14 protein-coding genes are annotated in these 12,542 nt (G+C 69.7%); 8 read left to right on the forward strand and 6 right to left on the reverse strand.

Annotated features, from left to right (window positions below; all coding sequences use genetic code 11):
* Nucleotides 1-10: 10 nt before the first annotated feature.
* The 3 genes from ruvX to FQY83_RS12235 are packed head-to-tail and all read right to left on the reverse strand — an operon-like array spanning nucleotide 11 to nucleotide 1,575.
* On the reverse strand, nucleotides 11-472 hold the full coding sequence (gene ruvX / locus FQY83_RS12225) for a Holliday junction resolvase RuvX (RefSeq protein ID WP_146388245.1): 462 nt from the start codon (nucleotides 470-472) through the stop codon (nucleotides 11-13).
* The gene (locus tag FQY83_RS12230; protein WP_146388246.1) at nucleotides 469-1,035 is read right to left on the reverse strand and encodes a YqgE/AlgH family protein; all 567 of its coding nucleotides are present in this window, start codon (nucleotides 1,033-1,035) and stop codon (nucleotides 469-471) included. The genes ruvX and FQY83_RS12230 overlap by 4 nt, the downstream gene beginning before the upstream one ends.
* Nucleotides 1,036-1,089: 54 nt before the next feature.
* Nucleotides 1,090-1,575: an FKBP-type peptidyl-prolyl cis-trans isomerase gene (locus FQY83_RS12235; protein ID WP_158636498.1), complete on the reverse strand. Its 486-nt coding sequence runs from the start codon at nucleotides 1,573-1,575 to the stop codon at nucleotides 1,090-1,092.
* Between the two features lie 65 nt (nucleotides 1,576-1,640).
* Between FQY83_RS12235 and FQY83_RS12240 the strand changes: the two genes are divergently transcribed.
* Nucleotides 1,641-2,195 (forward strand): DNA-3-methyladenine glycosylase I, encoded by a 555-nt coding sequence (locus FQY83_RS12240; RefSeq protein ID WP_146388248.1) that lies wholly within the window; start codon nucleotides 1,641-1,643, stop codon nucleotides 2,193-2,195.
* Nucleotides 2,196-2,275: 80 nt separating this feature from the next.
* Here the strand turns inward: FQY83_RS12240 and FQY83_RS12245 are convergent, their stop codons facing one another.
* Nucleotides 2,276-2,902 carry a superoxide dismutase gene (locus tag FQY83_RS12245; RefSeq protein WP_146388249.1) on the reverse strand — a complete coding sequence of 209 codons (627 nt, stop codon included), beginning with the start codon at nucleotides 2,900-2,902 and terminating at the stop codon, nucleotides 2,276-2,278.
* Between the two features lie 156 nt (nucleotides 2,903-3,058).
* Between FQY83_RS12245 and prmA the strand changes: the two genes are divergently transcribed.
* The 5 genes from prmA (at nucleotide 3,059) to purD (ending at nucleotide 8,662) form a co-directional block, all read left to right on the forward strand.
* A complete protein-coding gene (gene prmA, locus FQY83_RS12250) occupies nucleotides 3,059-3,976 on the forward strand; it encodes a 50S ribosomal protein L11 methyltransferase (RefSeq protein WP_146388250.1) in 918 nt (305 codons plus the stop codon).
* A gap of 45 nt (nucleotides 3,977-4,021) precedes the next feature.
* A complete protein-coding gene (locus FQY83_RS12255; protein ID WP_146388251.1) occupies nucleotides 4,022-5,035 on the forward strand; it encodes a DUF3426 domain-containing protein in 1,014 nt (337 codons plus the stop codon).
* Nucleotides 5,036-5,154: 119 nt separating this feature from the next.
* Nucleotides 5,155-5,430, forward strand: coding sequence for a DNA-binding transcriptional regulator Fis (gene fis, locus FQY83_RS12260; protein ID WP_238333489.1), 276 nt, complete (start codon nucleotides 5,155-5,157; stop codon nucleotides 5,428-5,430).
* Between the two features lie 232 nt (nucleotides 5,431-5,662).
* Nucleotides 5,663-7,249 carry a bifunctional phosphoribosylaminoimidazolecarboxamide formyltransferase/IMP cyclohydrolase gene (gene purH / locus FQY83_RS12265; RefSeq protein WP_146388253.1) on the forward strand — a complete coding sequence of 529 codons (1,587 nt, stop codon included), beginning with the start codon at nucleotides 5,663-5,665 and terminating at the stop codon, nucleotides 7,247-7,249.
* A 126-nt stretch (nucleotides 7,250-7,375) separates the two neighbouring features.
* Nucleotides 7,376-8,662, forward strand: a complete 1,287-nt coding sequence (gene purD, locus FQY83_RS12270) for a phosphoribosylamine--glycine ligase (protein WP_146388254.1) — start codon at nucleotides 7,376-7,378, stop codon at nucleotides 8,660-8,662.
* An 83-nt stretch (nucleotides 8,663-8,745) separates the two neighbouring features.
* Here the strand turns inward: purD and ygiD are convergent, their stop codons facing one another.
* Nucleotides 8,746-9,606 carry a 4,5-DOPA-extradiol-dioxygenase gene (gene ygiD, locus FQY83_RS12275; RefSeq protein ID WP_238333490.1) on the reverse strand — a complete coding sequence of 287 codons (861 nt, stop codon included), beginning with the start codon at nucleotides 9,604-9,606 and terminating at the stop codon, nucleotides 8,746-8,748.
* Nucleotides 9,607-9,701: 95 nt separating this feature from the next.
* Between ygiD and FQY83_RS12280 the strand changes: the two genes are divergently transcribed.
* Nucleotides 9,702-10,511, forward strand: a complete 810-nt coding sequence (locus FQY83_RS12280; RefSeq protein WP_146388255.1) for a hypothetical protein — start codon at nucleotides 9,702-9,704, stop codon at nucleotides 10,509-10,511.
* 84 nt (nucleotides 10,512-10,595) lie between these two features.
* Nucleotides 10,596-11,930: a Fic family protein gene (locus tag FQY83_RS12285; RefSeq protein WP_146388256.1), complete on the forward strand. Its 1,335-nt coding sequence runs from the start codon at nucleotides 10,596-10,598 to the stop codon at nucleotides 11,928-11,930.
* Nucleotides 11,931-11,969: 39 nt separating this feature from the next.
* Here the strand turns inward: FQY83_RS12285 and FQY83_RS12290 are convergent, their stop codons facing one another.
* On the reverse strand, nucleotides 11,970-12,371 hold the full coding sequence (locus tag FQY83_RS12290) for a transcriptional regulator (protein WP_146388257.1): 402 nt from the start codon (nucleotides 12,369-12,371) through the stop codon (nucleotides 11,970-11,972).
* Between the last annotated feature and the right edge of the window lie 171 nt (nucleotides 12,372-12,542).

Below are 12,542 nucleotides of genomic sequence, written 5' to 3' on the forward strand. Positions count from 1 at the left end.
TGCGGGATGTCTACAGGGACGTAGCGTCCCGGGGCGAGGCCAGCCAGCGTTCGACGATGATCGCGGCGGCGACCGCGTCCAGCGCCGCGGCGTCGCGGCGCCGGCGCCGGCCTTCGGCGCGGTCGGCGGCGAAGCGCTGCGCCGCCTCGATCGAGCTGCTGCGCTCGTCCACCATCACCACCGGCAGCCGGTAGCGCGCCTTGAGCGCCTGCGCGAAGGCGCGCGCGCGCGCGCGGATCGGCTGGTCGCCGCCGTCGAGCGTCATCGGGTCGCCGACCACCAGGCCGTCCGGGCCCCACTCCTTGCGCAGCCGGTCGATCGCGGCCCAGTCGATCTGTTCACCGTGCACGTCGACCACCGCCAGCGCGCGCGCGCCGTGGCCGAAGGCGCTGCCCACCGCCACGCCGATGCGACGCGCGCCGACGTCGAAGCCCAGCACCGTGCCGTCGGCGCGGATCGGCCCCGCGCTCATGCGTGCCCCACGTGCCCCGCCATGCGCATCAGGTCGACGCCGATCTCCCCGGCCGCGGCCTGCCAGCGCTGGTCCAGCGGCAGCGAGAACAGGATCTCGTGGCGCGCGGGCGCGGTCAGCCAGCTGTTCTCGGTCAGCTCGTACTCCAGCTGCCCCGCGCCCCAGCCGGCGCAGCCGAGCGCGACCGTGGCGTGCTCCGGCCCCTCGCCCCGCGCGATCGCCTCGAGGATGTCGCGCGAGGTGGTCACGTACAGGCCGTCGGCGACGGCGAGGCTGGAATCCCAGGCGCGGTCGCCGTCGTGGATGACGAAGCCGCGCTCGGGATGGACCGGACCACCGGCGAGCACGCGGCGTTCGAGCAGCGCCGGATCGTCGCTGCCGATGTCCATCTGCTGCAGCACCTCGCCCAGGGTGTAGTCCGACGCCCGGTTGACGACCACGCCCATCGCGCCATCGTCGTCGTGCTGGCAGATCAGCGCCACCGTGCGCGCGAAATTGGGATCGGCGAGCGTCGGCAGTGCGATCAGCAGCTGGTTCGCGAACGAGGGCGACAGGGCGGGCATGCGGCCATTCTAGGCCCTGCGCCGCAATGGCGCGCCGCACGCCGCCGCGCCGGTTCAGCCGAGGCCGAACTGCTGCTCCTCCGGCGTCGCCAGGCGCACGTCGACCACCTCCACCTGCGCCTGGACCGTGCGTCCGGCCAGCGGATGGTTGCCGTCGACGGTCACCGTGTCGCCATCGATCGCGGTCACCACCACCTCGAGCGGCCCCTTCGCGGTCTGCGCGGTCAGCTTCGCACCGACCGCCGGCGCCGCCGACGCGCCCAGCTTGCCGCGCGGCAGCGTCTGCACCAGCAGTTCGTGGCGCGGGCCGAAGCCGGCCTCGGGCGCGATCGTCACCGAGAACGCATCGCCCGGCGACTTGCCGGCCAGCGCCTGTTCCAGCCCGGGCATGATGCTGCCGGTGCCGTGCATGTAGACCAGCGGCGCATGGCCGTGCGTGGAGGTGATGGCCTGTCCCTGCTCGTCCCTGAGCGTGAAGTGCACGGTGGCGATGCGGCGGTCGGCGATGTCCATGGCGTCTGCGGGCGTGTCGGGGGACATCCATGTTGGCGCGGGCATGCGCCGCGAGGCAACCCGGGGCGACCCGCAGTCGTTATGCTTGCGTGATGAGCGGCTATTGCGATTTCGCGCCCGGGCACCCGCTGCACGGTCCCTACCACGACACCGAATACGGCTTCCCGCAGCGCGACGAATCCGTGCTGTTCGAGCGCCTGCTGCTGGAGATCAACCAGGCCGGCCTGAGCTGGGAGACGATCCTGCGCAAGCGCGACGGCTTCCGCCGCGCCTACGACGGTTTCGACGTGGACAAGGTGGCGGCCTACGGCGCGCGCGACGTCGCCCGCCTGCTCGCCGACCCGGGCATCATCCGCAACCGGCTCAAGGTCGCGGCCGCGATCCACAATGCGCAGGTGATCCGCGGCCTGCGCGCCCCGCACGGCGGCTTCGCGCGGTGGCTGGACGCGAACGCGCGCGACGAGCACGGCACGGTGCGCGACAAGGCCTCGTGGGTGAAGCTGTTCAAGCGGACCTTCCGCTTCACCGGCGGCGAGATCACCGGCGAATTCCTGATGAGCCTGGGCATCCTGCCCGGCGCGCACCGACCGGATTGTCCTGTCGCGAAGAAACTCGCCCGCATTCGCCGCGCGGGCCGGGCGGCCTAGACAACGACCTGTCCGTTGCACCCGGAAACGATCCGGGCCGCTTGCGCGGCCCGGACATGGAAGCATTCGGCAAAGAGCAATCAGCCCTTCACGGCTTCCTGGTAGCGGCGCTCGACCTCGTTCCAGTCGACGACGTTGTAGAACGCGGCGATGTAGTCCGGGCGGCGGTTCTGGTACTTCAGGTAGTAGGCGTGTTCCCACACGTCCAGGCCGAGGATCGGGGTGTTGCCCGAGCCGATGCCCTTCATCAGCGGATTGTCCTGGTTGGCGCTGCTTTCGACCGAGAGCTTTCCGGACTTGTCGACCGACAGCCACGCCCAGCCGCTGCCGAAGCGGGTCAGCGCGGCCTTGGTGAAGGCGTCCTTGAACGCGTCGAAGCCGCCGAGGTCGCTGTCGATGTGCTTGGCCACGTCACCGGTCGGCTGGCCGCCGCCCTCGGGCGACATCACCGTCCAGAACAGCGAGTGGTTGGCGTGGCCGCCGGCGTTGTTGCGCAGCGGGCCGCGCTTGTCCTCGGGCAGCGCGTCGAGGTTGGCGATGATCTCCTCGGCGGACTTGTCGGCCCACTCGGTGCCTTCCAGCGCCGCGTTGGCGTTGTTGATGTAGGTCTGGTGGTGCTTGGTGTGGTGGATTTCCATCGTCTGCGCGTCGATGTTCGGCTCGAGCGCGTCGTAGGCGTAGGGCAGCTTGGGCAGGGTGAAGGCCATGTGCGATCTCCGTTCGGGGGTCGGGCCCGCTATTGTGCCGCGTCCGCGGTCAAAACAGGGTCAATCGGCCGCAATGCTGCATTCCGGCGCACCTCGAGCGCACTCGAGGGTCGGTTTCCTGAGAAACCGGGGCAGCCGCCCGGCTAGACTGTCGCCATGCCCTTCCTCGAACTCACCGTCCGCTGCCGCGAGGCCGAGCAGCCGCGCTACGAACACGCGCTGGAGGACGTGGGCGCGCTGGCGGTGACGATGCTCGATGCCGATGCGGACACGAGCAACGAGCACGCGATCCTCGAACCCGGCGTCGGCCAGACGCCGCTGTGGGATTCGATCGCGCTCAGCGCGCTGTTCCCGCACGATGCCGACGCGCTGCTGCTGCTCGCCGCGCTGGAAGCCTTCGACCCGGCGCTGGACTGGACCGGCGCGGCGTTCCGCAACGTCGAGGACCAGGACTGGGAACGCGCCTGGATGGACCAGTACCAGCCGCTGCGTTTCGGCGCGCGCACCTGGATCGTGCCCTGGAACCACGAACTGCCCGACGAGGCCCGCGCCGCCGACGCCGCGGTGGTGCGGCTCGATCCGGGGCTCGCGTTCGGCTCGGGCACGCATCCAACCACCTCGCTGTGCCTGCAGTGGCTCGACGCGCTCGCCGCCGACGGCGTGCTGCAGGGCAAGCCGGTGCTCGATTTCGGCTGCGGCAGCGGCATCCTCGCGCTGGCCGCGCTGAAGCTGGGCGCGGCGCAGGCTGATGGCGTCGACAACGACCCGCAGGCGCTGCTCGCCACCCGCGACAACGCCGAGCGCAACGCCGTCGACGCCGCGCTGGCCGTCTTCGAGCCGGGCCAGGCGCCGGCAGGCCCCTACCCGATCGTGGTCGCCAACATCCTCGCCTCCGCGCTCGATGCGCTGGCCGAGGTGCTGGCCGAACGCACCGCGCCGGGCGGACGCATCGCGCTGTCGGGCATCCTCGACGGGCAGGAGGAGGCGCTGCTGCAGCGCTTCCGTCCCTGGTTCGGGGCGTTGTCGGTCGCGCACGAGGGCGACTGGGTCCGCATCGACGGCGTCCGCCGGTGACGCGCGGCACGGCAGCGCGGCGCGCCTGCGTGGTTGAATGACCGCATGTTCGTGAACTGCAAGCACTGCAACGCGCTGGTCGCGACCGATCCGGTCACCGACCTGCCGCCGGAACGCTGCCCGCGCTGCGCCGGCGTGCTGCGGCTGCCGCAGGCGTCGCCGGACACGGCCGCGACCGGCAATGACACGCCTGCCGCCGCATTGCAGGACGTCCCAACAACCACGATTGCAGCAGGCGTCATCGAAGCTCCCGCGCAGCCCCCTGCGCCACCGGATCCCGCATCACCGGTCCCCGACACCGCTGCAGCGGAACCGGCGAGCGTCCTCGACGAGGGCAAGGACACCGACGCCTCCGCGGAGAACGCGGAGGCCCCCACCGAAGCCGCAGCGATCGCGAACCCCGCCGGCGACGATGGCGCGACGGCGACGACACAGGCACCGGCGGACGCGGCGATCGCGGTCGCCGATGCCCCGGCCATCACCACGCCAGCGTCCACCGACCCGGTCGCCACCGCAATCGAAACCGCAACCACCGCGGCATCCGGCCCGGGCTTCCTGTCCAGGACCGCGCCCGCGGCATCGGCACCCGCGGGCGCCCGGCGCTGGCGGCTTCCCGCCGCCGTCGCCTCGCTCGCCCTGCTGCTCGGCCTGCAGGTCCTGCTCGCTGACCGCGACCGCCTCGCCGCCGACGCGCAGTGGCGGCCGCTGGTGGCGTCGGTCTGCGGCCTGTTCGGCTGCAGCCTCCCCGCATGGCACGAGCCCGCGGCCTTCGCGCTGCTCGCGCGCGAGGTGCGACCGCATCCCGATGCACCCGGCGCGCTGCGCGTCAGCGCCACCTTCCGCAACGATGCCCGCTGGACGCAGGCCTGGCCGCGGCTGCTGCTGACGCTGTCCGACGTCGACGGCCGGCCGGTCGCCGCGCGCGCCTTCGATGCCGACGAATACCTCGCATCGGCCCCGACCGCATCGGGACTCGATCCGGGACAGACGGCGGACATCGCGCTGGACATCCGCGAGCCATCGGCCGCAACCGTGTCCTACGCGTTCGATTTCCGTTAGCGCGCGTCGATTCGACGAAATTCGCATTGTCCGCTGCGACCGCGAGGCGCTAGACTCGTCCGCCCGCGATGACTGGTCCGCTTCGGCGCCGCATCGCCACGGCAGTCCCGAGCGTCCACTTGAACACCGCAGAACACACCGACCAGCACAGTGTCCGCAGCGCGCCGCGTGCGCCGCTGCGCGAGCATGTCGCCACCTCGGTGCGCCGCTACCTCGGCGATCTCAACGGCAGCGATGCCGACAACCTCTACCAGATCGCGCTGCGCGAACTGGAAATCCCGCTGTTCCTGGAAGTGCTGGAACATTGCGACGGCAACCAGAGCCGCGCCGCGACCATGCTCGGCATCCATCGCGCGACCTTGCGCAAGAAACTGCGCGAGTACGGCATCGCCTGACGCGCCCCGGCGCCGTCATCCCGGCGCAGGCCGGAATCCATCTTCGATCGCGCGTGGCGCGCCCGTGTTGCAGGAAACTGCCAGGGCACAGCCGAATGGATCCCGGCTTGCGCCGGGATGACGTTGATCCGGGGTCATGCACAAGCTGCTGCCGCCGCAACCCGCGGCAGCCACAGGCGGAAGCCCCTATAATTTCGCCCTCGTGTCCGCGTCCCTCCCCGACCCTTCCCCGATGACCCACGACCTCCTGCCCGTGCGCCGGGCGCTGCTGTCCGTGTCCGACAAGACCGGGCTGATCGAACTGGCCACCGCACTGGCCGCCCGCAACGTCGAACTGCTGTCCACCGGCGGCACCGCGAAGGCGATCCGCGAGGCGGGCCTGCCGGTGAAGGACGTGTCCGAGCTCACCGGCTTCCCGGAAATGATGGACGGCCGCGTCAAGACCCTGCATCCGCTGGTGCACGGCGGCCTGCTCGGCCGCGCCGGCACCGACGATGCGGTGATGGCGCAGCACGGCATCGCCGCGATCGACCTGCTGGTGCTGAACCTGTATCCGTTCGAGGCCGTCACCGCGAACGCCGGCTGCACGCTCGCCGACGCGGTCGAGAACATCGACATCGGCGGCCCGGCGATGCTGCGCAGTGCGGCGAAGAATTTCGCGCGCGTGGCGGTGGCGACCTCACCCGACCAGTACGCGGACCTGCTGGCCGAACTCGACGCGAACGACGGCCGGCTGTCGGCGGCGAAGCGCTTCGCACTCTCGGTCGCCGCCTTCAACCGCGTTGCGCAGTACGACGCGGCGATCAGCAACTACCTGTCCGCGATCACCGACGCCGCGGACGACGTGCCGGCGCGCGCCGCCTTCTCGGCGCAGGCCAACGGCAGCTTCGTCAAGGTGATGGACCTGCGCTACGGCGAGAACCCGCACCAGCAGGCCGCGTTCTACCGCGACCTGTATCCCGCGCCCGGCTCGCTGGCGACGTTCGAGCAGCTGCAGGGCAAGGAACTGAGCTACAACAACATCGCCGACAGCGACGCGGCCTGGGAATGCGTGCGCCAGTTCGACGCGCCGGCCTGCGTGATCGTCAAGCACGCCAACCCCTGCGGCGTCGCGGTTGGCGCAGGCACCGGCGACGCCTACGAGCTCGCCTACGCCACCGACCCCACCAGCGCCTTCGGCGGCATCATCGCCTTCAACCGCCCGCTCGATGCCGCCACGGCCAAGGTCATCCTCGACCGCCAGTTCGTCGAGGTGCTGATCGCGCCCGACTACGAGGCCGGCGCGCTCGAATACGCGATGAAGAAGGCCAACGTGCGCGTGCTGCGCATCGCGCTGGCGCCGCCGTCGAAGGGGTTCATCGACACCAAGCGCGTGGGCTCTGGCCTGCTGATGCAGACCATCGACGACCGCGTGGTCACCCGCGACGAGCTGAAGGTGGTGACGAAGCTCGCGCCCACCGAAGCGCAGTTCAGCGACCTGCTGTTCGCGTGGAAGGTGGCGAAGTTCGTCAAGTCCAACGCCATCGTCTACGCGAAGGACAGCCGCACGATTGGTGTGGGCGCCGGGCAGATGAGCCGCGTGTACTCGGCGCGCATCGCCGGCATCAAGGCCGCCGACGCCGACCTGCAGGTAGAAGGCTCGGTGATGGCCAGCGACGCCTTCTTCCCCTTCCGCGATGGCATCGACGCGGCAGCGGCGGCGGGCATCAAGGCGGTGATCCAGCCCGGCGGCTCGATGCGCGACGGCGAGGTGATCGCCGCGGCCGACGAGCACGGCATCGCGATGGTGTTCACCGGCATCCGCCATTTCCGTCACTGACCGTTTTTCCTGCCGTCATCCCGGCGAAAGCCGGAATCCATCTTGCCCTTGCTTTTCCAGTAACCAGACGGCAACGGCGAAAATGGATCCCGGCTTCCGCCGGGATGACGAACCCGGAGGCCTTGCATGAAGATTCTCGTCATCGGTTCCGGCGGCCGCGAGCACGCGCTGGCCTGGAAGCTCGCGCAGTCGCCCCGCGTGGCCGAAGTGATCGTCGCACCGGGCAACGCCGGCACCGCGACCGAAGCGAAATGTCGCAACGCCGCGATCAAGGTCACCGACCTCGACGGCCTGCTCGCGCTCGCGCGGGATGAGGGCGTCGCGCTGACCGTCGTCGGCCCCGAAGTGCCGCTGGTCGCCGGCGTGGTCGACCGCTTCCGCGACGCCGGCCTGCGCATCTTCGGCCCCGCCGCCGCCGCCGCGCAGCTGGAAGGCAGCAAGGCCTTCGCCAAGGACTTCCTCGCGCGCCACGGCATCCCGACCGCGTTCTACTCGGTGTTCACCGAGGTCGAACCGGCGCTGGCCTACCTGCGCGAAAAGGGCGCGCCGATCGTGGTCAAGGCCGATGGCCTCGCCGCCGGCAAGGGCGTGATCGTGGCAACGACGCTGGCCGAGGCCGAGGCCGCCGTGCGCGACATGCTCTCGGGCAACGCCTTCGGCGACGCCGGCGCACGCGTGGTGATCGAGGAATTCCTCGACGGCGAGGAGGCCAGCTTCATCTCGATGGTCGACGGCGCGCACGCACTGCCGATGGCGACGTCGCAGGACCACAAGCGCGTGGGCGACGGCGACACCGGCCCCAACACCGGCGGCATGGGCGCGTACTCGCCCGCGCCCGTGGTCACGCCTGACGTGCATGCGCGGGTGATGCGCGAGATCGTCGAACCGACCGTCGCCGGCATGATCGCCGACGGCACGCCGTTCACCGGCTTCCTCTATGCCGGCCTGATGATCGACGCCTCCGGCGCGCCCAGGGTGATCGAGTTCAACGTCCGCTTCGGCGACCCGGAAACCCAGCCGGTATTGCTGCGCCTGCAGTCCGACCTCGTCGACCTGGTCGAAGCCGCGATCGACGGCAGGCTCGAAGGCGTCGAGGCGCAGTGGGACCCGCGCCCTTCGCTGGGCGTGGTGATGGCGTCGAAGCCGTACCCGGAATCACCGCTCACCGGCGACGTGATTGCCGGCCTCGGCAACGTGCCCACAGGCGCAACGGTCTTCCATGCCGGCACCGCCTTCGACGCACAAGGCAACGTCGCCAGCGCCGGCGGCCGCGTGCTCTGCGTCACCGCGCTGGGCGACACCGTGGCCGACGCGCAGCGCAACGCCTACGCCGGCGTCGACGCGATCTCCTGGGCCAACGAATTCCACCGCGGCGACATCGGCTGGCGCGCGATCGAACGCGAGCGCGCATAGCGCGTTCGATCAGGTCGCGCCTGAAGGCGCTCCTACAACAAGGCACGCGATTCCTGTAGGAGCGCCTTCAGGCGCGACCACCATCAGACGTTCGCATCCTCCGGCGGCATCCGCGTCTCGATCGGCGCGGCACCCTCGCCGCTTCCCGACGACTCCGGGCAGCGCCCGTCCAGCGTGTACGACGTCATCGACAGCGAACCATAGGCGTAACCGTCCACCAGCACCTTCGCCGGCCGCTCCGAGGCGGCCGCGAGGCCGGCGATGTACAGCAGCGGCAGGAAATGGTCCGGCGTCGGCACCGCCATGCGGAAGTCCGGATGCGAGACCAGCGACGCCACCTCGTGCGGCCGTTCCAGCATCCGCTCGCGCGCGGCCTCGTCGAAGCGCCTCGACCAGTCGAACGCGCCATCGGGCTGCTTCCAGTCGATCGCGCGCAGGTTGTGCACCACGTTGCCGCTGCCCACCACCAGCACGCCGCGCTCGCGCAGCGCCGCCAGCTTCGCGCCGAGCGCGAGGTGCCAGTCGATCGGCTTGCGCGTGTCGATCGACAGCTGCACCACCGGGATGTCGGCCTCGGGGAAGGCATGCACCAGCACCGACCAGGTGCCGTGGTCGATGCCCCAGCTGTCGATGTCGGCGCCGACGCGGTCCGGCTTCGCCAGTTCCGCCACCTCCTCGACCAGCTCCGGCAACCCGGGCGCCGGGTACTGCACGTCGAACAGCGCCTGCGGGAAGCCGAAGAAATCGTGGATCGTGCGCGGCCGCGGCATCGCCGTCACCGCCAGCACGTTGGTGTACCAGTGCGCCGACACCGCCAGGATCGCCCGCGGTCGCGGCACCGACGCCCCGAACGCGCGCCAGGCCTCGGTGAAGCGGTTGCGCTCGAGCGCGTTCATCGGGCTGCCGTGGCCGAGGAAGGTGGCGGGCATCAGGGACGTGGCCATTGTCGGATCAATCCAAGGAGGCTCGCGGCACTGTAGCAACAAGCCGCCGCGAAGGCGCAACGGATCGTTCCGCGGCAGATGGACACCAGGCCACCATGGCCTGCGAAACCACGCGTCCGTATCATCGCGGCGATTTCCGGCAGGCAGGTTCGGCACGCGCCATGGATTCGGTCGAAGCACTCGAAGCCTTCGTCGCGCGCCACGGCGCCGCACTGCATTGGATCCTCAAGGACGCCTCCGGCGCATGGGCGCGCGAAGACCTGCGCTCGGAAGCGTATTGGTCGTTGCTCGAACTCCAGGCGGACTCGGAACGACCACTGGATCTGCAATCGGAAACCGATGCAGCCCGGGGACTGGATCACATGCGCCGGCGCGCACGCCTCACCGGCGGCCACATCCATCGCATCCAGCGTCCGGATCAGGCAGGCGACGAGGACGGGCATCGCGGCATCGCCGGTTGGGATCGCTTCCTTGCCGACGAAGGCGAGCATCCCGCCACCCTGCTCGAAGCACTGGAATCGATGGCCGTCGAAGAACCGGTCGATCCGTCGCCCTACCATTCACCCGCCGCGGGCTGGATCCATCTCCTGCGCCGGTTCGACAACCATGTCGCCCGCCTCGCGGCGTTCCTGCTGATCTCGCCCTCCTGGTGCTACGCCTGCTTCCGTGAAGCCAGGCACCTGGCGATGACCCAATGGCCGCTTCCGCAGCCGGCGGCAGTGGGCGACGACCAGGACGCCCTGCAGCCGTGGCGCAGTTTCAAGCTCCCCACCCGCCACCGCGACGACCTGTCGGCACAACTGACGCTCGACTTCCGGCAGCCACCGGCGCAGCCCGCATCGGGGCAGCTCTGGCTGCTGCAGGCATCGGCCCGGATGGCATTCCGGAAGGAAAAGATGGAATAAATTTCTTTAAATTCAGCCAATTATGCTCAAATTGCCATTTATCTACCAATTCGTATATGTTTTGGTAGGAACTTGGTGGATCCGATGAAACTGCCCGTCACCCCTCCCGCCTTGCCTACGCTGCTGCAACAAGCCGGCGATCGGCTGGGCACGATCTTCGACCTCGGGCTCGGCCCCGAGGTTCGGGGCGTTTACGAGCACTGGGATCACCTGCGTCACCTGGCACCGCCGGAGGGACACTCCCACGAAGAATGGTGGCTGGGCCTGAAACTCGCCCGCCAGGCGCTGCGGCGGCCGCTGCCCCTGCACGACAAGCAGGGCAAGCCCTTCGGCATCGTCCTCGGCGACAGCCTCCAGCGCAGGCTGTTCCTCGTCGCCCGCGACGCCGCGGGCGCCCTGCGCGGCACCGACGCCCTGCCCGCCAGCACCATGCGCGACCGCTACCTCATGCGTTCGCTGATTGAAGAGGCGGTGACCTCGTCGCAACTCGAAGGCGCCTCCACCACCACGCCCGTCGCCAAGCAGATGCTGCTCACCCGGCGTGCGCCCCGCGACTACGGCGAGCGCATGATCGTCAACAATTACCGGACGATGGAAGAACTCAAGCGCTGGGTCGGCAAGCCGCTCACGCCAAGGACGGTGCTCGAGATCCACCGCATGCTGACCGACGGCACGCTGGACGACCCCGCCTCCACCGGCCGCTTCCGCCGCGTGGACGAAGACATCGTGGTGCAGGACGAGACCGGACGCATCCTGCACGTCCCTCCCGCTGCAGGCGAACTGCCCTCCCGGTTGCAGGCGCTGTGCGACTTCGCCAACGAAGGCGACGACGCCGAGACCTTCCTGCACCCCGTCGTGCGCGCGATCCTGATCCACTTCATGATCGGTTACGACCATCCCTTCGTGGACGGAAACGGCCGCACCGCACGCGCCCTGTTCTACTGGTCGATGCTCAACGCCGGCTTCTGGATGACCGAGTACATCTCCATCTCCAGCATCCTCAGGCGCGCGCCCGGGCAGTACACACGCGCCTACCTGCAGACCGAAACCGACGACAGCGACGCCACCTACTTCGTCTCGCACCAGCTGGACGTGCTGATCAAGTCCATCGAAAGCCTGCACCTCTACATCACCCGCAAGCAGCAGGCCCGGCATGACGCCGAAACGCTGCTCAAGCCGGGCAGCAAGCTCGCACGCCAGCTCAACCATCGCCAGCGCGCGCTGCTGCTCAACGCGCTCAAGCACCCGGACAAGGCCTTCACCATCGCCGTGCACCGGCGCACCCACGATATCGCCTACGACACCGCGCGCGCCGACCTGCAGGGCCTGGCAGCCGCGAGCCTGATGAAGCAGTCCCGACAGGGCAAGGAATTCCTGTTCCACGCCGTGCCGGGACTGGACGGGAAACTCAGGCGCTGAAGCCGACCGGCACGCCTGCGCCATCGGCACCGTGCGTCGCTAGGAATCCCGGCCCGCGTCGGCTCGTCCTGCGAGCGCCTCGACCAGCTCGCGCACCAGCTGGCGCCGCGGCGCCGGCAGCGACAGGTAGGCATCGACCATCGCGACGTCCCGCGGCGCCATCGCCTCCGTCCAGTCCGGCCGACCCTCGCCGACGCGGGCCTTGCCGCCGTACTGCAGCACGTGCGGATCCATGCCGACGATCGCGGCCAGCACGCGGATCTTGTCCTGCTTGGGCATGTAGCGGCCCGACAGCCAGCCCGAGATCGCCTGCGCCGTCACCGGAACGCCGCCGTAGCGGGAATTGAAGCGCTTCTCCAGCACCGACGCACTGGCCTCGATCCCCGCATCGTGCAGCGCCGCGCGCAGGCGGCGGGCGAAGTCGCTTTTCTCCTTGTCCATGACGATGGACGGTAGGCAAGCGCCGCTTTCGGAATGAAAGAAATGCTTTCCTTTCGATGAAAGTTTTGCTTTCATTCGGGCTCGTTGCGTCTGCGTCCCGGGTCCATGCCCACGTCCCCGTTCGAACCATTGCCGGAATGCGTCGCCCGCGGCCGCCGGCAGGCGGGGTTG

Origin of the sequence: Luteimonas marina, from assembly GCF_007859325.1 — a bacterium.
Classification (GTDB): domain Bacteria; phylum Pseudomonadota; class Gammaproteobacteria; order Xanthomonadales; family Xanthomonadaceae; genus Luteimonas; species Luteimonas marina.